The 20,411-nt window shown below is 66.3% G+C and carries 19 protein-coding genes; 10 read left to right on the forward strand and 9 right to left on the reverse strand.

Annotated elements, in window-relative coordinates:
* Positions 1-35 precede the first annotated feature (35 nt).
* Positions 36-812 carry a competence/damage-inducible protein A gene (locus IE243_RS12330; protein WP_191319696.1) on the reverse strand — a complete coding sequence of 259 codons (777 nt, stop codon included), beginning with the start codon at positions 810-812 and terminating at the stop codon, positions 36-38.
* A gap of 423 nt (positions 813-1,235) precedes the next feature.
* Between IE243_RS12330 and sfsA the strand changes: the two genes are divergently transcribed.
* The gene (sfsA, locus tag IE243_RS12335) at positions 1,236-1,967 is read left to right on the forward strand and encodes a DNA/RNA nuclease SfsA (protein ID WP_191319789.1); all 732 of its coding nucleotides are present in this window, start codon (positions 1,236-1,238) and stop codon (positions 1,965-1,967) included.
* A gap of 175 nt (positions 1,968-2,142) precedes the next feature.
* Here sfsA and IE243_RS12340 read toward each other — a convergent pair whose 3' ends face one another.
* The gene (locus tag IE243_RS12340; protein WP_191319697.1) at positions 2,143-3,351 is read right to left on the reverse strand and encodes a nucleotidyl cyclase domain-containing protein; all 1,209 of its coding nucleotides are present in this window, start codon (positions 3,349-3,351) and stop codon (positions 2,143-2,145) included.
* 270 nt (positions 3,352-3,621) lie between these two features.
* Positions 3,622-4,797: a GGDEF domain-containing protein gene (locus IE243_RS12345; protein ID WP_194624595.1), complete on the reverse strand. Its 1,176-nt coding sequence runs from the start codon at positions 4,795-4,797 to the stop codon at positions 3,622-3,624.
* Positions 4,798-5,374: 577 nt separating this feature from the next.
* Here IE243_RS12345 and IE243_RS12350 point away from each other — a divergent pair.
* Positions 5,375-6,172, forward strand: a complete 798-nt coding sequence (locus tag IE243_RS12350; protein WP_191319699.1) for an alpha/beta fold hydrolase — start codon at positions 5,375-5,377, stop codon at positions 6,170-6,172.
* 25 nt (positions 6,173-6,197) lie between these two features.
* Here IE243_RS12350 and IE243_RS12355 read toward each other — a convergent pair whose 3' ends face one another.
* Positions 6,198-6,899: a sulfite exporter TauE/SafE family protein gene (locus IE243_RS12355; RefSeq protein ID WP_191319700.1), complete on the reverse strand. Its 702-nt coding sequence runs from the start codon at positions 6,897-6,899 to the stop codon at positions 6,198-6,200.
* 253 nt (positions 6,900-7,152) lie between these two features.
* On the opposite strand from IE243_RS12355, the gene IE243_RS12360 reads away from it, so the two are divergent.
* On the forward strand, positions 7,153-8,142 hold the full coding sequence (locus tag IE243_RS12360; RefSeq protein WP_191319701.1) for a P1 family peptidase: 990 nt from the start codon (positions 7,153-7,155) through the stop codon (positions 8,140-8,142).
* Between the two features lies 1 nt (position 8,143).
* On the opposite strand, the gene IE243_RS12365 is transcribed toward IE243_RS12360, so the two are convergent.
* Both IE243_RS12365 and IE243_RS12370 read right to left on the reverse strand, forming a co-directional pair.
* Positions 8,144-8,698 (reverse strand): hypothetical protein, encoded by a 555-nt coding sequence (locus IE243_RS12365; RefSeq protein WP_191319702.1) that lies wholly within the window; start codon positions 8,696-8,698, stop codon positions 8,144-8,146.
* An 18-nt stretch (positions 8,699-8,716) separates the two neighbouring features.
* A complete protein-coding gene (locus tag IE243_RS12370; RefSeq protein WP_191319790.1) occupies positions 8,717-10,015 on the reverse strand; it encodes an NAD(P)/FAD-dependent oxidoreductase in 1,299 nt (432 codons plus the stop codon).
* Between the two features lie 303 nt (positions 10,016-10,318).
* Between IE243_RS12370 and IE243_RS12375 the strand changes: the two genes are divergently transcribed.
* From IE243_RS12375 to IE243_RS12405, 7 genes are all read left to right on the forward strand, one after another.
* The gene (locus IE243_RS12375; protein WP_191319703.1) at positions 10,319-11,290 is read left to right on the forward strand and encodes a hypothetical protein; all 972 of its coding nucleotides are present in this window, start codon (positions 10,319-10,321) and stop codon (positions 11,288-11,290) included.
* 105 nt (positions 11,291-11,395) lie between these two features.
* Positions 11,396-12,079, forward strand: a complete 684-nt coding sequence (rpe, locus tag IE243_RS12380) for a ribulose-phosphate 3-epimerase (RefSeq protein WP_191319704.1) — start codon at positions 11,396-11,398, stop codon at positions 12,077-12,079.
* A gap of 115 nt (positions 12,080-12,194) precedes the next feature.
* On the forward strand, positions 12,195-13,502 hold the full coding sequence (gene purB / locus IE243_RS12385) for an adenylosuccinate lyase (RefSeq protein WP_191319705.1): 1,308 nt from the start codon (positions 12,195-12,197) through the stop codon (positions 13,500-13,502).
* 213 nt (positions 13,503-13,715) lie between these two features.
* Complete coding sequence (locus tag IE243_RS12390) at positions 13,716-14,285, forward strand: RBBP9/YdeN family alpha/beta hydrolase (RefSeq protein WP_191319706.1); 570 nt, start codon at positions 13,716-13,718, stop codon at positions 14,283-14,285.
* A 736-nt stretch (positions 14,286-15,021) separates the two neighbouring features.
* Entirely contained in the window at positions 15,022-15,249 is a 228-nt protein-coding gene (locus tag IE243_RS12395; RefSeq protein ID WP_191319707.1) for a hypothetical protein, read from the forward strand.
* A 73-nt stretch (positions 15,250-15,322) separates the two neighbouring features.
* Positions 15,323-15,571 (forward strand): hypothetical protein, encoded by a 249-nt coding sequence (locus tag IE243_RS12400; RefSeq protein ID WP_191319708.1) that lies wholly within the window; start codon positions 15,323-15,325, stop codon positions 15,569-15,571.
* A gap of 144 nt (positions 15,572-15,715) precedes the next feature.
* Entirely contained in the window at positions 15,716-16,762 is a 1,047-nt protein-coding gene (locus IE243_RS12405; protein ID WP_191319709.1) for a bile acid:sodium symporter family protein, read from the forward strand.
* A gap of 424 nt (positions 16,763-17,186) precedes the next feature.
* On the opposite strand, the gene rpsD is transcribed toward IE243_RS12405, so the two are convergent.
* The 3 genes from rpsD to IE243_RS12420 form a co-directional block, all read right to left on the reverse strand.
* Entirely contained in the window at positions 17,187-17,804 is a 618-nt protein-coding gene (gene rpsD, locus IE243_RS12410) for a 30S ribosomal protein S4 (protein ID WP_132008979.1), read from the reverse strand.
* A 274-nt stretch (positions 17,805-18,078) separates the two neighbouring features.
* Positions 18,079-18,939 carry a glutamate racemase gene (murI, locus tag IE243_RS12415; RefSeq protein ID WP_244643125.1) on the reverse strand — a complete coding sequence of 287 codons (861 nt, stop codon included), beginning with the start codon at positions 18,937-18,939 and terminating at the stop codon, positions 18,079-18,081.
* Between the two features lie 88 nt (positions 18,940-19,027).
* Positions 19,028-20,407: an alpha/beta hydrolase family protein gene (locus tag IE243_RS12420; protein ID WP_191319711.1), complete on the reverse strand. Its 1,380-nt coding sequence runs from the start codon at positions 20,405-20,407 to the stop codon at positions 19,028-19,030.
* Positions 20,408-20,411 lie beyond the last annotated feature (4 nt).

Below are 20,411 nucleotides of genomic sequence, written 5' to 3' on the forward strand. Positions count from 1 at the left end.
CCGCCAGATCCCTGTCCCGGTCCCTGTCCCTGCCCTCAGGGTTTCGCGACGCCAGCGGCATCCCGTGACGGCAGGGCCGCCAGCATGGCCTCGACTGCCTGACGCGCCTGCTCCAGCCGGTCGGCGTCGCGGCAGCGCAGCACCAGATTGGTGTTAAATCCCTTCTCGTCGTTGAAGGGGTAGCTGCCCATGATGACGTCCGGGAAGGCGCGGGCGACCTCGCCGAACGGCGCCGCCACGTCGCCCTCGCGCGCATCGGCGCGAATCGAGGTCGACAGCATGCGCTGGCCTGTGCGCAGACGCGGCCCGACCCAGTCCATCATCGATTGCATGATCGCCGGCACGCCAGCCATGGTGATGACATTGCCGATCCAGAAACCAGGGGCGCTGGAGACCTCATTCAACACCAGCTCGGCCCCGGCCGGAATGCGGGCCATGCGCAGACGGGCCGGCGTCAGGTCTTCCCGGCGCAGCCGCTTCAGCAGCTCCTGAACGGCCCGCTCGTCGACGTCGATGCTGACCCCGAAGGCCGCGGCGATGGCGTCGGCGGTGATGTCGTCATGGGTCGGGCCGATGCCGCCGGTGGTGAAAACATAATCATAACGCCGACGCAGGGCGTTGACGGCGTCGACGATCTCCTGATGCTCGTCGGGAACGACGCGGACCTCTTTCAGGTCGACGCCGGTATTGGTCAGATATTCGGCGATGAAGCCGATATTGCGGTCCTTGGTCCGCCCGGACAGGATCTCGTCTCCGATGACAAGCACGGCCGCCGTAACCGGCGTTGCGCTGCTGGTCTGCTGTTCTGACATGGCGTCCCCAGGGGTTGTGTGGAATTGTTGGGTGTGAATGCGCGCGCCGCGCCCGACGCAGCGGGAGCAAGGCTTTATAATGCCGGCGGGAGGCGGCCGTCACGAAAACTGTCGCGTCCCGATACGGCCGCCGCCGCATGAGCGCACCGGAAAGCGCGCGCTTGCCAGGGGCCGTCCACCGCTTGAGCCAGGGCCCGCAGACCTGTAACGGTCCATCGCTTCCAGCGCACGCCTCGTGCGGCGCAGCTTCCGAGGCTGCCGTTGCGTCCGCGATCCGCAAATCAATCTGACAGATGTCCTTGCAGGACATGCTGCGCACCGCCTGGAGTTTGCCAAAACCGCATGCATCAGGCTTCCTGGGCATTGAGCTTTTTGCGCGCCAGCTGGCGCGTCAGCAACAGCAAAGGTTCAACCGGCTTCAGCATGCATTATCCCTCGTCTCTGGTCGAAGCGCGGCTGCTGCGGCGCTACAAGCGCTTCCTCGCCGATATGGAGCTCGAGGACGGCTCGGTGGTCACTGCCCATTGCGCCAATCCAGGCGCGATGCTGGGGCTGACCGCTCCTGGCAGCCGCGCCATGCTGTCGCGCTCGAACAATCCGAAGCGGGCCTTGCCGTGGTCGTGGGAACTGGTCGAGATCGACGCCCCTGATGACCCGCAATGGGTGGGCATCAATACGTCGCGGCCCAACGCCCTGGCCGAAGAGGCGTTGCGGGCGGGAATCATCCCGCAGCTGACCGGTTATGACAGCCTGCGCCGCGAAGTGCGCTACGGCCGGTCGAGCCGCATCGACATCCTGCTTGAGCACCCGGGCAGACCGCCCTGCTATGTCGAGATCAAGAACGTGCACCTGATGCGCCAGCGGGGTCTCGCCGAGTTCCCCGATTGCGTCACGGCGCGCGGCGCCAAACATCTGGCCGAACTGACCGACATGGTCGCCGACGGACATCGCGCCGTCATGCTCTACGTCGTCCAGATGCGGGCCGGCGCCTTCAGGCTGGCGACGGACCTTGATCCCGGATACGCCGCCGCATGGCGCCTCGCCACAGCGGCCGGCGTCGAATCGATTGCCGTCGTATCGCATATCGACACGATGGAGCAGCGCATTACCGACGGCATTCCGGTTCTGGGCCCCGATCCGCTCAATCCAGACTGAGGCGCGCTACGCTCGGACCGCCCCACGCTCCGGCCAGCCCAAACAGGGCCGCTTTTACGCAACCATCAGCTTCTCCAGACCTACGGGACCGCGATACCCATGGGACCGCAATAAAAAACGCCCCTTCCAAAGGAAGGAGCGCCTGATTATCCGGACCTGCCAGCTACCGTCGCCCTCAGGCGGCCGTGTGTTTCTGGAAAGCGCCCTGCTGGGTAACCAACGTGGTCATGTTCGATATCGCCGGCGCCGCCGACTTGCGCATGGATGGCGCGAACGCCACGACATTGGGGTGAGCGTCGCGCCGCGCCTGCGACAGCGCCATATACGACGCCTCAATCAGCGCGTTCACGTCATATCCGACCATGTCGCTGGAAGCGACGCCAACGCGCAACGTCCAGCCCTGGCGGCGACAAAGCTTCTCGAGCCCGGCAAGCACATTCACATAATGCGCCTGGGCGTCAGCCGCCGTGGAGCGGCCCAGAACGGCGGCGAACTCCCCCCGCCCCACGACGCTGAACAGGTCGCTGGCCTTCACGCTCATTTCGAACCGGCGCAGAATCCGCTCAAAGCCCTCGGCGGCCTGCGGGTGACGCTCCACGCCCGTATCGAGATGCACAAAAGCCATGGAAACCGGCTCATTCCGCATGCGGTACTGGCGGAGCATCAGGCGCACATTGGCGAAGAAGGTGCTGCGCGAACGGATGTGATGATGATGCGGCTCATCAACCCAGTTTTTCGCCGTGGCATGGGCGTGTTCCCGCGACAACGCCAGGGCGAAGGTGCCGAACGGAATCGTCGTGATGATCGAGACGAAGAACAGCACCGAATAGGCCCAGGCCTCGGTTGGCGCCGCGCCGATCGGATACGGGAATGAAGGGATCAGGAAGATACGCAGGGCGTACAGGCCCGCCGTGCCGGCGCACAGCACGATCATCGGCATGCGAGCCGCCAGCGAAACGCCCTGGGATCGCATGAATTCAAACGCCGACACCGCCCATGTGAAGGCGTAGAGGAAGCTGACCGCGCGCATCTGCGCGATCGAGCCATTCTCGAACAGGCCCGAGAAGCCGATGACGATCCAGCAGGCCGGCGGCAGAAACACCATAGGCAGCACAACAGGTCGCCCGCCAAACGTGCGCACGCCCTGCCAGGCCATGCCGTAGGCGAGCATGATCACCAGGATGCCGAGGAAATTTCGTTCGTCGAAGGAATAGGGCAGCAGCTCGACAAGAATGCGCAGCACGCCGCCCACGAGGAACGACGCCGCCCACCATGCCAGATAGAGCGCCGAACGGCTTCGACGCCAGAAATACAACAGAACAGCGCCTTGCGCCGCGCTGACCAGTCCCCCTGAGAGGAGGAGCATCTCAACGTTAATCTGCATCCCTGCACCAGCCCAGAAAACCTGGCGGCATCGCCATCGTCAAACATTCAGTGAACGGCTTTGGCCTGTCCACGACTAAACGCCATCGTCGCCCACAAGATCCGTCCGAAATATACCGGTGACGCGGACGTGGGAGAACGATGGCACAGTTGACTGGCCTGCCAGGGTGTATGGCTGGCGCCATTAGGCCATTCAGGGTATATCTTTGAAATTATGGTCGACGTCAATCCTGTCAAATAAACGTAACATACACAGCTTCGCTACGTGTCTTTATTGCCACCCTGCCGCCGCAGGCGGGCGGCGGGCTGCGCCCCGGTCAATGGCGGGATGCCACGTGACAACCTTTCCGGTGGAAAAACGGGCGCTCTTCAGCGCGTGATCGCTGGCCTGGATCAAACTCCTGAAGTCGTTTCCAACCTGGGTTGAACTGGCGATTCCCGCGCGCGCCAGCGTTGGAACGTCCGCCGACGCGGCTTGCCGCTCGAAACGCTCCAGCATTGTCACAATCAGGTCATCCGCCTCGCCAATTACGACGTCGCTCAGCAGGCAGGCGAATTCGTTCGGCCCCATGCGCGCCATCAGATCTGTTGGCTTGAGCATGTCGGAAGCGGCGCGCGCGAAAACCCGCAGCGCGTCGTCAACAACGTCGCCGGCGGGGGCCGCCAGGCTGACAAGCGCCAGGCACGCTGTACGCCCATCCTCATGATGACGCGCGACAATGCGCGCGCCCTGGAGAACAAAGGCCGCCCGCCGCAACGCGCCCGTCGTTGGATCGATGATCGCCTGCTGCGCCCGCCTTGCCTCAAGCCTGTCGTGGGTCAGTCCGACAACCAGAAACGCGACCATCGACAGCAGCACGAAGACGCCAAAGGACGCCAGGCTGAACCAGATGTTGCCGTCCGGCGGCAGGGCGCCAAGGGGAAACGGCAGACCTTCATTGAAGATGGCGCGCAGCGTGAACAGGGCGGCGAACGTGAGAGCCACAGCAACCAGCGGCGTGAAGGATATCTGGCCATCGGCGCCCCGGTTGCGCCAGCATTCAAACGCGCAGACAAAAAAACATGCGGCCATGAAGGTCGAAACGAACGTCGCGCGCGCGGCCGGGCTGTCCAGCGGCGGCCAGAACATGAAGGCCGACAGCCAGACCAGCGGCGCCGCGATGGCGAACCCGGCCGGCGTGCGCCGGCGGCCCAGCCGGCGGGCGGCGCTGACAAACAGGGCGCCGGAAAGGAACATGAAGGCGCTGCCGACCCCGCTGCCCACGCCTGTCCCAAGGAACTGGCGGCCGCCGATCAGCGCGAAGCCGACGCCGAAACAGACGAAGGCGACGCTGGTCATCGCCAGCCCGGGAGGACGATTGTCGCGAAACCAGAAGAAAAGCAGCAGCAGCCCCTGCACGACAGCCACGCAGCAGGTCGCCGTGATCATCGTGGGCATATCCAACATCGCGCGTCCCACTCCGAATAACGCCGGAACTTCTGCCATTGCGACCTGGCGAGACCACCGCCGCAGGCTGGCGACCGGCAGCCAGACCACAGCGCTTCAAGCAAGAACAATTGCCAAATTCAACGGCCGAAAGCTTGAGCTTTTCCCTATATCAACGTGAAACGCCCGAATTGCAGCATAAATTTTGCGCCTTCCGTGGCGTTGGTTGACGGAACACACTGCCGGCGACACGGGGCCTCGCGCGGCGTCGAATGACCAAAAGCCCCATCAATATGATTTAAATCAATATCTTGAACACAACCACAGCGTCCCGGTGTATTTTGCCCCGGGATTGGCGGATCATATCCGCTGTTCTTGCCCTGCCTCTGGGGCGCCCCTGCAGGACAGGGCGTGCATCCAGCGCAGGCCGCGCCTGGCGCCATGACGCCACGGCGCGCCGCACGGCATGCCTCCAGGTCCACTGGAAGCGCCGGCGCCGGCCAGCAGGCGGCGCTTTGGAAAGTCGGGCGTTTACGCCATCCTGGCTCACCCGCAAGTGGTCACGCCGCCACAGCCGCCCTCTCCCAGGAGATCCGTCATGCCCATGCTCCAGACCTCCCGCCAGCCTTTCCATATCGCCATCGACGGGCCAGACAGCGCCCCAGCCCTGTTGATGGCCCACCCGCTGGGAGCGTCGCTTGACGTCTGGGCGCCGCAGGTGGCCGGACTCGCCCGGTATTTTCGCGTCATCCGTTACGACGCGCGCGGCCATGGGGCCTCGCCGGTTCCTGAGCAGGCGACGGCGGACGCGGCGCGCGAGGGCGTCGGGGCGCTGGGACTGGATGCGCTCGCCATTATCGACGCGCTGGGGCTTGAGCGGGTTCACTGGTGCGGCCTGTCGATGGGCGGCATGGCCGGGCAGTGGCTGCTCGCCTACGCGCCGCAACGGCTGAACCGCGTCGTTCTCGCCAACACGGCGGCGTCGACCGGCGCGGCGTCAGCCTGGGACGAGCGTTTGCAGACCCTGAAAACGGCGGGCGTGGCAGGGCTGATCGACGGCGTCATGGCCCGCTGGTTTACGCCGGGGTTCGCGGCGGCGCATCCGGATACTGTGGCGGGCGTGCGGGACCTGGTGCTGCGGACGAAGCCGGACGGCTACGCCGCCTGCGCCATGGCGCTGGCCGGCATGGATCTGCAGCAGGTGATCCGCGGAGCCACGCCGCCAACGCTGGTGATCGCCGGCGCGCACGACGCCGGCACGACGCCAGAGCAGGCGCGCTTCATCGCCGGGCAACTGGCCGACGCCAGATTGCTGATGCTGGAGGCGGCGCACCTCTCCAATGTGGAGCAGGCCGCGACGTTCACGCAGGCCATCAGCGACTTCCTGAGCGGCTGACGCCCCCTCCCGGGCGGGCCCGCCGTTATCCCAGGCCCGGAACAGTCGGGGCCAACGCCAGCACGCCAGCGCGCCAGGCGCCAGTCAGCATCAGCAGGCCGCACAACACCAGGATGGCGGAGGCGACGACGCCGCCGGCGACGCCGCGCGCATCGCGGCGCGCCAGCATGACGGCCAGCGCCCACAGCACGGCGGCGGCGAGCAGGAACGGCAGCGCCTGCGCCAGCACATAGCCAGCCAGCAATACGACGCCGCCGGAGCGGCCCTGCGACTGCCCGACCAGAACCCCGGACAGCACGGGACCGATGGCAGGCGTCCAGTTCAACCCGCACGCGACGCCGAGTAACCAGCCGCCCCACAGGCCGCCGGGACGCGGCAGGTTGGCCCAGACGGGGCCTGGCCGGCAGAACGACGCCAGCAGCGACAGACCGGTGAGCACGATGGCCAGCGCGCCGACCTGACGCAAAACGTTCAGATGCCGCAGCAGGGGCGAGCCGCCGGCCAGGGCGGCGACGAGGACGGCGAGGGCGACGGCGAAACCGAAGGCGAAGGCCACGCACAGCATCAGCGCGCGGCCACCGGCCCGCGCCGGGCGCCACGGCGGCGGCGCGTCATGGGCTTCGGCGACCAGATAGGCGAGCAGCGGCGCCAGCATCAGCGCCACGCCCGGCTGGAGAAAGCCGCTGAAGCCGCCCGCGATCGCCCTGAAGATATCCGTAAGGCCCATGAACGCCCTTTCTGCGCTGGTCGTGGCGCAGCCGGAGCCATGCGGCCGCCTGCGTCATTGGCTGTTTATATGCGAAAACGACGACGTCGCCTGTCAAATCAGCGTCGCGCGCCGTCTGGCCATCCACAGGGCCGGAAATATGATGGGCCTGCCGCAGGTTGCTGTTGTCATGGCGCGACGGTGGGCCGGATGATGCGGCCCGCAAGAATGGATCACGTTCTGGCCTGGCGAAGCGCAACAGGGGAAAGGCGTCATGAGTCGCAATCTGATCACTGACGTGGCGGGGTTGAAGGTTGGCAATGCTTCCGACCCGCACGTCGCCACGGGCGTCACCGCCGTGGTGTTCGACGCACCGGCGACGGCCTCGGTCGCCGTGCTCGGCGGCGGCCCCGGCGGACGCGAGACCGACCTGCTGTCGCCGGAAATGACGGTGCAACAGGTGGACGCCATTCTGCTCAGCGGCGGTTCGGCCTTCGGCCTTGCGGCGGCGGACGGGGCGATGATCGAGCTGGCGGCGCGCGGGCGCGGTTTCGCCGTGGGCGACGCCCGCATTCCCATTGTGCCCCAGGCCATCTGCTTCGACATGATGAACGGCGGCGACAAGAACTGGGGCGACGCCCCGCCGTATCGCGACCTTGGCCGCCAGGCGGTGGCGACGGCCGGCCTGGATTTCGCCCTCGGCAGCCATGGCGGCGGATTGGGCGCCACCACCGCCAATCTCAAGGGCGGCCTTGGCTCAGCCAGCGCCGTGACGGCCAGCGGCCATACGGTGGGGGCGATCGTCGTGGTCAACGCCATCGGCTCCGTGCTGGTCAATGACGGGCCGCATTTCTGGGCGGCGCCGTTCGAACGCGACGGCGAATATGGCGGACTCGGCTGGCCGGCGCAGGTGTCCGCCGCCAATCTGAAGACGCCGCTGAAGGGTGTGATCGCCAACACCACCATCGCCCTGGTCGCCACCGACGCCGTGCTGTCCAAGGCGCAGGCCAAGCGCATCGCCCTGTCAGCGCACGATGGCTTCTCCCGCGCCATCCGCCCGGCGCATACGCCGCTCGACGGCGACATCGTGTTTGGCGCTGCGACCGGCAAACGCGCCCTCGGCGATCCGGTGATGGAGCTGACGGAGCTGTGCATCGCCGCCGCCGACGTCATGGCGCGGGCGGTGGCGCGCGGCGTCCATGCGGCGACCGCCCTGCCCTTCCCCGGCGCCTTGCCATCATGGCGCGACCGTTTCGGCGGGTGAATCAAACGGATTTGCGCCAACGAATCCGTCCGATTGAGCATATTCTGTCAAGAATGCGCCCCAATGCCCCCACGCGTGGGGGCGCAGATTCAGCCGTGGATTCAAAAGACCATGTCGCGGCGAAGCACTCAAACGTTTCATCGCGAAAATAAAAAAGAAAGTGCCGCTGCCTGGAGGCTGACGCCGCCAATTCCTGCCAGTCAGTTGGCCAGGGCTGTTGATCATCGCTCCCGGTCAACTCGTAGAACTCACCCCACCCAGGGGCAATTTTGCTATAACGGCACTGACCGCGATACCAACCTTCATCATTGGTTTCGCCAAGACGCCATCTGGTGCAGTCCTTGAAGATGAGGCGGCCTCTTTCGCCCTCATCGGCCAGATAGGCCCATGGGTTCAGATAAAAAGCTACGCGTACGTCGGCGCCGCTGACCATCACGACCGGTTGCGGAGCGTTCGGCTCCGCATTCCAGTCAAGGTTCAGATGTTCGAACGCGAGCGCCGACATAGTCAAAGCACCTTCCAAAACCAGCCGCCGCCGCGATCTGGTCGCTTGCATGCCTGATGCGATCCCATCTTAACTGAACCGCGTCGCCCGGAACGGGGTCGGATCGACGAACGGCGTCTCGCCGGTCACCATGTCGGCGACGAGGCGGCCGGTCACCGGGCCGAGGGTCAGGCCATGGTGAGCGTGGCCAAAGGCGAACCACAGGTGATGGTGGCGCGGCGCCGGGCCGATGATCGGCAGCATGTCCGGCGTACACGGGCGGGCGCCCATCCACGGCTGCGGCTCCAGCCGCTCGCCCAGCGGGAAGAAATCGCGGGCGATCGGCTCGGCCCGGCCAAGCTGCACTGGCGAGCGCGGCGCGTCGCGCAAGGCGAACTCGGCGCCGGTGGTCAGGCGGATGCCCTGGCGCATGGGGGCGAGGAAATAGCCGCGCTCCACGTCGAGCACCGGATGGTTGAGCCTGGCCTCCCCCGCCGGGCGGTAGTGCATGTGATAACCGCGCTTCACCGCCAGCGGCAGATCGTAGCCGAGCGCGTGGGTCAGCGTATCGGCCCACGGGCCGAGCGCCACCACCGCGTCGCGGGCGGTGAGCGGACCGCCCGGGGCCTGCACCCGCCAGCCGGAGCCATGGGGCGCCAGCGAGCCGGCGTTGGCCTGGACGAAACGGACGCCATGCTGCTCGGCCAGACGCATGTAGGCCAGGACCAGGGCGTGTGGATCGGTCACTGTCCAGGGGTCGGTCCAGTGCAGGGCGCCGGCGAGCCCCGGAACCAGGAACGGTTCGGCCTCAGCCAGAGCCTCCGGCGTCAGCGTGCGATAGCTCAGGCCGAATTCACCGCGCCAGCGCTCGGCCTCGGCGAATTGCTGGTCACGCGCCCGCTCGCTGCGAAACGCCTTCATCCAGCCATTGCCGCGCAACAGGTCGCGAGCCCCGGCGGCGTCAGCCATGGCGAGGTGCTCATCGACGCAATGGACGATCAGCGTGGCGTACTGGCGGGCGATGGCGTCGTGTGATCTGACCTGGGAGTGGCGCCAGTAGCGGTAGAGGAAAGGCGCGATCGTCAGCAGGGCCGACAGATGATAGTGGGCGTCGATGGTCCGGTTCATGCCATAGCGCAGCAGCGCGCCAAAATCATGTGGGAAGCCATAGGGGTAGACGCCCTCACGCTGGATCAGGCCAGCGTTGCCGTAGGAGGTTTCCTCACCCGGCGCGCGCCGGTCAATGATGACGACGGACTTGCCGCGCATGGCGAGGCTGGCGGCGACGCAGACGCCGATAATCCCGGCGCCAAGCACCAGCACGTCGGCCTCGCCCGGCCCTTCGCTGCTCCCGGCCTGTCCGCGCGTCGTCAACGCCTCAGTATCCATCGTCATGTGTCCGTCCTGTGCTCGGGCAAAATTCAATCAACCGGAAACAGAATTTTGCTGCGTCCCTGTTTTGAAATGGCGCCTTTCCGATGAAAGGCGACTCACCCGTCGCCGGATGACCGGCCGATGGGTCAACCCGTGAGAAATCAATCCGCCTGGCGGGAACCCACGCGCAAGGCGAACATACCCCGCCTGGCCGGGAATGCCGCCATGCCATAATCCAGGTGGCGGCGGAGCCATGAAAATTCTAGACCGCATGAAGCGGGCCCGCCGGGATGTCCGCGGACGGGAGCGCCGCCTTTCATGAAGCTGTTGCAGGCCATCAACGCCCTTCTCACCCTGATTGGCCGCTTCGGCGCCCAGGGCTTCGTTGTCGCGGTGATTTTTGGCCTGGCCTTTCCACAGCTGGCGCAACTGTTTCGCCCGCTGCTGGCGCCGGTGCAGTTCATATTTCTCGCCATCATGTTCGCGCGCACCGATTTCAGGCCGATCGCCGCCATGGCCCGGCGTCCGGCGCAACTGGCCTACGCGTGCCTGTGGCTGATTGTCGTTCCCCTTGTGGTGACATTCGCGGTGATCGTCGCCATGCGGGCGGCCCCCGTTGATCCAGGCCTCATTCTCGGTCTTGCCATCATGGCTGCTGCGCCGCCGGTGATCTCGGCTCCGGCCATCGCCATGCTGTTCCGCTTCGAGCCGTCCCTGATCATCGCCGCCGTGGTGCTGACCACGGCGCTGGCCCCGGTGTTCGCGCTCTTCGCAACGGAGGCGCTCGCCGGGGCGCACATTCCCATGGACGCCCGCGCCCTGGCGCTGCGCCTTGCCCTGCTGATCGGCGGCGGCATGGCCGCTGGCGTGGCGCTGCGCCTCGTCTTCGGCTCCGAACGCGTCGCCGGCGCGCGGCAGCAGCTCGACGGCGCCATCGTCATCCTGTTCGCCGTTTTCGCCGCCGCGGCCATGGATGGCGTCACCCACATGGCCCTGGCCCAGCCATGGACCGTGGCCGGCTATCTGGCGCTGGCCTGCGCCATCACCGCCGTTGGCTTCGGCGTCTCCATGGCGCTGCTGCGCAGTTTCACACCCACGGACCGGTTTCTGGTCGCCTATGGCTCCGGCCAGCGCAACATGGGTCTGCTGATCGCCGCCATGGGGGCGGCGGTTCCGCAAAAGGCCTACCTGTTCTTTTCGCTGGCGCAGATTCCGATTTTCGTCACGCCGCAACTGCTGTCGCCGCTGGCGCGCCGGTTGCAGGCGCAATCCGCAACGACCGGCCCCTGACAGCCTTCATCGCTGACAGTCTTCAACATTGTCCGCGCGGCCCCGGAGTGGTAGAGCCCGGCGTCAGCTTCATACTTTTTTAAATCTCAGGAAGGCGCGCGCCCCATGCGAGCTCCGGTCATCATCGCTCCGTCCATCCTCTCCGCCGATTTCGCCCGGTTCGGCGAGGAAGTCCGCGCCATTGACGAGGCCGGCGCCGACTGGATCCACGTCGACGTCATGGACGGCCATTTCGTGCCGAACATCTCCTTTGGCCCGGATGTGATGAAGGCGCTGCGGCCTTACAGCAGCAAGCTGTTCGACGTGCACCTGATGATCGCCCCGGTCGATCCTTACCTGGAAGCCTTCGCCAAAGCCGGCGCCGACCGCATCAGCGTGCATGTGGAGGCAGGCCCCCACCTGCACCGTTCGCTGCAGGCCATCAACGCGCTGGGCAAGCAGGCCGGCGTGGTGCTGAACCCGGCGACGCCGGTCTCCAGCATCGAGAACGTGCTCGACCTGATCGACATGGTGATGATCATGTCGGTGAATCCGGGATTCGGCGGTCAGGCGTTCATCCCCCAGGCGGTGACCAGGGTGGCGCAGACGAAGGCGCTGATCGGCGACCGGCCGATCCACATCGAGGTTGACGGCGGCGTCAATCCGGAAACCGCGGCCCCCCTCGTCGCCGCCGGCGCCAACGCCCTGGTGGCCGGCTCCGCCGCATTCAAGGGCGGCCCGGCCCACTACGCCAGCAACATCGCCGCCATCCGCCGTTCAGCCGAAATCGCCCGCGGCGACCTCGTCTGAGGCCCTCTCATCCACTGCGCCGCCTCCGGCCGGCGCCCGCACATTCACGGCGCCGCCTCCGGTTATCCGGACGGCCGGCGCCAGTCCGCAACGTCACACCGCAAGAGCCACGCCCATGATCCCGCGCTACAGCCGCCCTGAAATGGTGTCCATCTGGACGCCCGAGACCCGCTTCCGCATCTGGTTCGAGATCGAGGCGCACGCGACGACGGCGCTGGCCAAGCTCGGCGTGGTGCCGCAGGAGGCCGCCGACAAGGTGTGGGCGGAAGGCTCGAAGGCCGTGTTCGACATCGACCGCATCGACGAGATCGAGCGCGAGACCAAGCATGACGTCATCGCCTTCCTGACGCACCTGGCCGAGATCGTCGGCCCGGAAGCGCGCTTCGTGCACCAGGGCATGACCTCATCGGACGTGCTGGACACCTGCCTGAACGTGCAGCTGGCCCGCGCCGCCGACATCCTGCTGGCCGACATGGACGCCCTCCTGGCCGCCATCCGGCGCCGGGCGTTCGAGTTCAAGATGACGCCGACGATCGGCCGCTCGCACGGCATCCACGCCGAGCCGGTGACCTTTGGCCTGAAGATGGCCCAGGCCTACGCCGAATTCTCGCGCAACCGCGACCGCCTCGTGGCGGCCCGGGCGGAAATCGCCACCTGCGCCATCTCGGGCGCCGTCGGCACCTTCGCCAATATCGAGCCGCAGGTGGAGGAATACGTCGCGGAGCAGATGAACCTGACGGTCGAGCCGGTCTCGACCCAGGTGATCCCGCGCGACCGCCACGCCATGTTCTTCGCGACCCTCGGCGTCATCGCCTCGTCGATCGAGCGCCTGGCCATCGAAGTGCGCCACCTGCAGCGCTCCGAGGTGCTGGAAGCCGAGGAGTTCTTCTCCGAGGGGCAGAAGGGCTCGTCGGCAATGCCGCACAAGCGCAATCCGGTGCTCACCGAAAACCTCACCGGTCTCGCCCGCATGGTGCGCGCTTTCGCCCTGCCGGCGATGGAGAACGTCGCCCTGTGGCATGAGCGCGACATCTCGCACTCCTCGGTGGAGCGCATGATCGGCCCGGACGCCACCATCACCCTGGACTTCGCCCTGTCGCGCCTCACCGGCGTCATCGACAAGCTGCTGGTCTATCCGGAGAACATGCAGAAGAACCTCGACCGCCTTGGCGGCCTGGTGCATTCACAGCGCGTGCTGCTGGCCCTGACCCAGAAGGGCGCCAGCCGCGAGGACAGCTATCGCCTGGTGCAGCGCAACGCCATGCCGGTGTGGCGCGGCGAAGGCGACTTCCTGACGTTGCTGAAGAATGACCCGGAAGTGAAGAAGTATCTCACCGACGCAGAGATCGAGGAGAAGTTCGACCTCGGCTATCATCTGAAGCACGTGGACACGATCTTCCGCCGGGTGTTCGGCGAGGCGTGAGCCCGCGCCGCTTCCTGCCCTGACGAGCGCCCGCCTTTCTGGCGGGCGTTTGCTTTTGACCGCGCCGCTTGCCACAACAGGGCAGCCCCTCCCTGGAGCAGAATCCGCTGTTGCTGAACCGGGGTTTTGCCCTGTCTGTCTGATTGCGCGCGCTTTCCTCATGCAAGGTGGCGTCCACATTGCCGGAAAGCGCTTTGGTATGGAGCTGACCCCATGAAAGCGGCCGATTGCGACATTCTCATCATTCCCGGCTGGGCCGGCTCCGATGAGGACCACTGGCAGAGCCGCTGGGAAGCAAAACTTTCCACGGCGCGCCGGGTCGAACAGGATGACTGGCACAAGCCGCATCTGAAGGCGTGGACCGAGCGCCTGCTCACCGCCGCCACAGGCAAGTCGCGCCCCCAGGTGCTGGTGGCCCATTCGATCGGTTGCATCGTGGTCGCCAACGCCGCGCAGCAACTGGCCTCCGCCACGGCCACGCCGGGGCACATCGCCGGCGCATGGCTGGTGGCGCCGCCATCGGAGCGGGCGGTGCGCGCCATTCCGGGCGTCGATCCGGCGTTCACCCCGTTTCCGCGCCAGCCGCTGCCGTTCCCCACCGTGGTGGTCAGCGCCAGCGACGACCCCTACTGCCCGCAGGATGAGGCGAAAGCGCTGGCGGAAGCATGGGGCGCCCGCTTCCTCGACGCCGGCGAGGCTGGACATATCAACACATCCAGCGGCCATGGCCCCTGGCCGGACGGAATCTTGCGTTTCGCCACCTTCCTCCGCGATCTCACCTGAACGCCGGCCTGGAGGCAACGGGCGCTCGTCCTCAATGGCGCGCGGCCTTGAGGCGGCTCCGCCTGCATTCATTGACGCCAGGTCGTTGCTTCCAGGTCACGGAGATGCTGACGCGTCCGTGATCTGGAAAATTCAAACGCCGCCCGGGCTTCACCCAAACCCGCCGGATCGGACACATCGGGCTTGGGCATGGGGCAAGGCGCCTGAATGTGAGCGCCCGCAAGCTAGCCGGAGCGCGGAACTTCCGCTATGGTTGCACAGTCCCGAATATAACAATTTAAGATTGCATTTTCAGGACGACAGCCGGACGCGACGGGTTTCGCCCCGTTGCGCGGCCCGTGCGGTTTCCTGCAAGCTGAAAGGAAACGTCGGCCGCACAGATCTTGCGCAGCCCGACAATGCGGGAGCCATATCCGGTTCAGAATGAACGGACAGCGCTCCAGGCCACCGCGCGCCAGATATCTGGCTGGCGCAGTTCCACGAAAATTCTTCTGCTTTTTCGTGATGAGAAGCGCGACAGCAACATCCGCCACACCTTGCGCCAGGCGCCGGAGCGCAAATTCGCACGATGTGCGCGCACCATTCCATACAAATAATTCGACTACATAATATTGTCTTACCATTTCTGAAAACAGAATATATTTCGAAGATTTGCAATATTTTATTCGCAATTAATCATGTAACGCCGTGAAAACAATCAAATATTTGCATATATATAAAGCAAAGGAGGCAGATCATGCCCATATTGCACAACCCCGCCCTGCGCCATCTCGTCCGGCTGGCTGGATGCGTCGCGGCGCTGTCAGCCCCCCAGGCCCGCGCCTCCGCCTCCACCGGGCAGGTGCGCAATCTCGAATGCAGCGAACAGGCTGGCTCGGCTTGCCGGGGGTCCCGGCAGAATCCCGAAAATTACAACGTCTGCTTCAAGGTTGAATACGCCGCATGCATGCAGTCGACGCGCTGAAATACGGCGCTGTTCAGGGATTGATCCAGCAACGGTCAATCCCTGCGCCACCCCGTCATGACGGAGACCCCCCATGAAACACAACGCCATACCCCGCCTCGCCGGCCTTGCCAGTTGCGGATTTGCCAGTTGCGGATTTGCCGGATGCGCCCTGGCCCTGGCCGTCGCTCAGGCCCATGCCTCCGCCTCGGCGATCCACGCGCGTAATCTCCGATGCAGCAATGAAGCCGTCATCGCCTGCATGCGGCCGTCGCAAGCCTCCGGTCATTACAGCGGCTGCTTTCAGAGCGCATACGCCGCATGCCAGCGGATGTCTTCGTAACATCGCGCATCGGGGCCCCGCTCCCCACGACAGCCAGACCTGATGCTCCACAGGCCATGAAGGCCAGCGCCAGGGGCCAGACCAGCCCCTGGATGCAAAAACCGGCGCCCAGCCATTCCAGCGGGGCGTCGCCCCTGCCGGAGAATGCTCTATAAGGGGCCGGGCACGATCCCTTCCAGACGGGCCAGTTCCTTGCGCATCCTCTCCCTGCTTCGTCCCGACGCCTTTACCCTGCTGCTTGTCGGAACGGTGATTCTCGCCTCGTTTCTCCCTGTCACGGGGGAAGCAGTCTACTGGTTTACCCTGCTCACCAATGTGGCGATCGGCCTGCTGTTCTTCCTGCACGGCGCCAAGCTGTCGCGGGAAGCGGTGGTTGAGGGCCTCACCCACTGGCGATTGCACCTCACCGTGCTGGCGCTGACTTATGTGCTGTTCCCGCTGCTCGGGCTGGCCATGAACTGGTCGCTGGGCGCACTGATCAATCCAATGCTGGCGCTGGGGCTGCTGTACCTGTGCCTGCTGCCCTCAACGGTGCAGTCGTCCATCGCCTTCACCTCCATCGCCGGCGGCAATGTGGCGGCGGCGGTGTGCAGCGCCTCCGCCTCCAACATTCTGGGCGTGTTCCTGACGCCGCTGCTGGTGGCGATGTTCATGAACCTCAATGGCGGGGTTTCGTGGGGAGCGATTATCGGCATCGTCTGCCAGATCCTGCTGCCGTTCGTCGCCGGGCAGTTGTTGCGCCCGTGGGTTGGCGGCTTTATCGCCCGCCACAGACCGCTGACCCTGACTGTCGATCGCGGCTCGATCCTCATGGTGGTGTATCTGGCGTTCAGCGAGGCGGTGTCGCATGGCCTGTGGTCGCTGCTTGGCCCGCGCGATTTCGCGATGCTGACCGTCGTGTGCTGCGTCCTGCTCGCCGTGGTGCTGGCCTTTTCCATCTGGCTGGCGCGCAAGCTGGGCTTCTCCCGCCCGGACGAGATCGCCATTGTCTTCTGTGGCTCCAAGAAAACCCTCGCCTCCGGCCTGCCCATGGCCAGCGTCCTGTTTCCGGCGGCCAGCGTCGGCATTATCGTGCTGCCGCTGATGCTGTTCCACCAGATACAGCTGATGGTCTGCGCGGTGATGGCGCGCCGCTACGCCGACGGCGCCCCGGCGGAAACCGGAGATGGCGCGGCTGGCGAGGGGATTTGAGCGCCACGCCCCTGATCAGCCAGGACGCCTGCGCCAGAGCAGTTTTCGATCAATCAGGATCGCAAACTGCTCCAGTTCTCCTTGTTTGAGCGAATTCTGATCGATCAGCCGATTCCGTCTGATCGGAATGCGCTCTAACGCCTGCGCCCCTGTCGCCTGATGGCAGCCGGCGCAACGTCGCCAATCCGCCTGGCAGTCGGCCCCGGCGAGCCCGGGCGTTGAGGTTGGCGAAGATACCACCGCGAACACTGGCAGCGACGCGCTCCCGTTTATCACCCTGAAAATATCTGTCTCTTGCGCAAGGCGCGCCCGACCCGGCGGCAACGCCCCGGCCAGATCGTCCGTCAGGCCAATAAAAAAGCCGCCCCGGAGGGCGGCTTTCGTATTCTGGCTGCCAGCCCCGGCGAACCGGGGCGGAAGCGGATCAGCGCGAGTAGAACTCGACCACCAGGTTCGGCTCCATCTGCACCGGATACGGCACGTCAGACAGGGTCGGAACGCGGGTGTAGGTGGCGGTCATCTTGCCGTGGTCGACGTCGATGTAGTCCGGCACGTCACGCTCGGCGAGCTGCGACGCCACGACGACGATCTCCAGCTGCTTCGACGCTTCCTTGACCTCGATGACGTCGCCAGGACGCACGCGGTAGGACGGAATGTTGACGCGACGGCCGTTCACCTTGACGTGGCCGTGGTTCACGAACTGACGGGCCGCGAACACGGTCGGGACGAACTTGGCGCGGTACACGACCGCGTCCAGACGACGCTCGAGCAGGCCGATCAGGTTCTCGGCGGAGTCACCCTTCAGACGGATGGCTTCCTTGTAAATCTTGACGAACTGCTTCTCGGTGATGTTGCCGTAGTAGCCCTTCAGCTTCTGCTTGGCGCGAAGCTGGGTGCCGAAGTCAGAAATCTTGCCCTTGCGGCGCTGGCCGTGCTGGCCAGGGCCGTATTCGCGGCGGTTCACCGGGGACTTCGGGCGTCCCCAGATGTTCTGACCCATACGGCGGTCAATTTTATGCTTGGAAGCAAGCCTCTTCGACATGTCGCAATCCCTTCGCGCCGGCCCCTTTCAGGAGCCGCGCAAGACAAAAACCAGGGACGCGCCCTCCTCTGCCCGTTCGGGCCGACAGATCCGGTGCGGGAAGAACCGCAGGGACCACGGGAGCGCCAGGACGCCGGAACCAAGCTTCACGCCCATCCGGCGACCGGTTAAAAAGTCACGCGGGCCCAAATGGACCCGCGCAACGCCGCCTCAGATACAAGGTGACGGCGGCCGTGTCAAACCGCGGCCCTGACCGCTCCCCGACAACCTGTGGTCAGCCGGTCCGCGCCGCCGGCGCAGGCCGCGCCGACGCGCTTTCAACCGGCGCGATCTGGATGCGCTGAAGGCCGAAATCTCCCAGAGCCGCCCGCAAGGCCGGATTGAGCCGGGCGCCGCCTGTGAGCACCATCTCCGCCGGCGCGGCGGCCTGTCCCGCCATCACGTCGAACCCGGCCTGCCCCAGCAGATCGACGGTGCGGCGGGCAATGGCCAGCGCCGGATCGATCCAGTCGACGGGCCAGGGGGCCAGCGCCCGGAAATGCTCCAGCAGCAGGGGATAATGTGTGCAGGCCAGCACCACCGCGTCCGTGCGCCGGGCGCCATCGGCGCTGACATTGAAGCACGGCGCCAGTTCGGCCTGGATGTCGCTGTCGGCGATCGCCTCCCCCGCCATCGCCTGCTCGGCCAGGGTCGCCAGACGGCGCGAGCCGACCAGCGCCACGGCGCAATCTCCGGCCCAGGTGCGGACCAGGTCGCGGGTATAGTCGCGCGCCACCGTGCCTGGCGTCGCCAGCACCGAGATCATGCGGCTGCGCGAGGCAGAAACCGCCGGCTTGATGGCCGGCACCGTGCCGACAAAGGGAATCGCATGGCGGGCCCGCAGGTGCGGCAGCACCAGGGTGGAGGCGGTGTGACAGGCGATGACAACGATGTCCGGCCGCCAGCGGGCGATCTCCGCGTCCATGACGTCATTGACGCGGGCCACCAGCGCCTCGGGCGTCAATGCGCCGTAAGGGAACACCGCGTCATCCGCCACGTAGACAAAGCGGGCGGCCGGAGCGGCCCGGACGATCTCGCGATAGACCGTAAGCCCGCCCAACCCTGAGTCAAACACCAGCACAACCGGCCCGGACATGCTCCGTCTCCTGTGGCCCATGCGCCGGATCCATGGCGCCCAGCCAGCTTAACGCCCGCTGGTTAATTCCGCCTGACCGGACGCCGCTTCAGCGGGCGCCGCGGGGCGCGCCGCCTGCCGCCGGGGCGCCCTGGGAGACTTCCTGGGCATCCTTGTGGACTACAGGCTTCGGCGTCTCGACGCTCAGGCGCCGGAGCGGCCAGCCATCGCTCCACAGGCCCATGTCATACAGCTTCGGATCGCGCTTCAGGGTCATGGCGTCCCCGCCCGCCGTCACCGTATCCATGGCCAGATCATAGATCTTCCAGATGGCGTAGTTGCCCGCGCCCACCGTGCGCCCCTCGAAGCCGGCCAGGCCCCGGCGCTCTTCATAACCGACGCGCCACAGGGCGGCGTTGCGCTTGCGCTGCTCCTCGCGCTGCTGGCGCGCCTCCTGCGGCGTCAGCTTCGGGGCGCCTTCGGCCGCCTTGCCCGCGGCCGGCCTGGCGCCAGGGGCGGCGGGATTCGCCGAAGCCGGCGCGGCGCCGGGGATTTTGGCAAGATCCCACTCTTCATTGGGCGCCACGGCCGCATGGTGGCTGTAGAACACGGCCGGCAGACCGTGATTGTCAGAACCCGCCCTGGCGATCAGCCGGTGGTCCTGGCCCAGGTGCCCGGCGGCGGTCAGGATCTGGCGGGCGCCGCGATCGCCAGCCACGGAATCACGGTCGCCAACCAGCATGACCGCGACGGCCTTTGGCGGAATCGACGCCAGGTTCGCCAACGGCGGCGCGAAGATCTTTTCGGCCCCGCCCCGCGCCGGCATGGCGCCGAACAGCAGGCGGGCGGGCGGCAACTCATCCCGGCCGGACAGGGCGGCCAGATTGGCGGCGATGATCGCGCCGCCGGAGTGCCCCAGGAAACTGAGGCCGCTGACGTCGGCCTTCACGTCCGGCATGGCGGCGATCCCGGCCAGCGCAGCGCGCACGCCTTTCAGGGCCTCGCCGGTCATCTCGTCATAGGGAACGGCGCCGACGGTTTCTTCATACAGCGGATAGATCACCACATTGCCGCGCCGCGCCAGATGCTCCAGCCAGGCCCCATACCAGGATGGGGAAATGGCGCCGGGCGCGTGGAGAAACACCACCACCGGGCGCGGCTTTGCCGCTGCGCCCATGGGGAAGAAAGCCAGGGCGCGGCCATTGCCCTCGCCAAAAACCTTCTTTTCGATATCCGTGGCGGCGATCGCGTAGTCAGCGCCGCCTGGGCCGGTCTTTGGCTGGCCGGGAGCGCCCATGGCGAGCGCCGGCGCGCTGGCCAGCGGCGCGGCCACAACCGCCGCCGTCAGGCCTGCCGCCAGCAGCGCCTGACGGGGAAAGCCCGCCGCGCGGCGGCACAGCTGGGTTGAGCGGCGGGCGGCCCGCCGCGCCGGAGCGGCGGCGTTGCGGAGCAGAACGGCCAGTATTGCTGACATCGCGGCGACACCCATCTGA

Origin of the sequence: Camelimonas fluminis, assembly GCF_014656355.1 — a bacterium.
GTDB classification, from domain to species: domain Bacteria; phylum Pseudomonadota; class Alphaproteobacteria; order Rhizobiales; family Beijerinckiaceae; genus Camelimonas; species Camelimonas fluminis.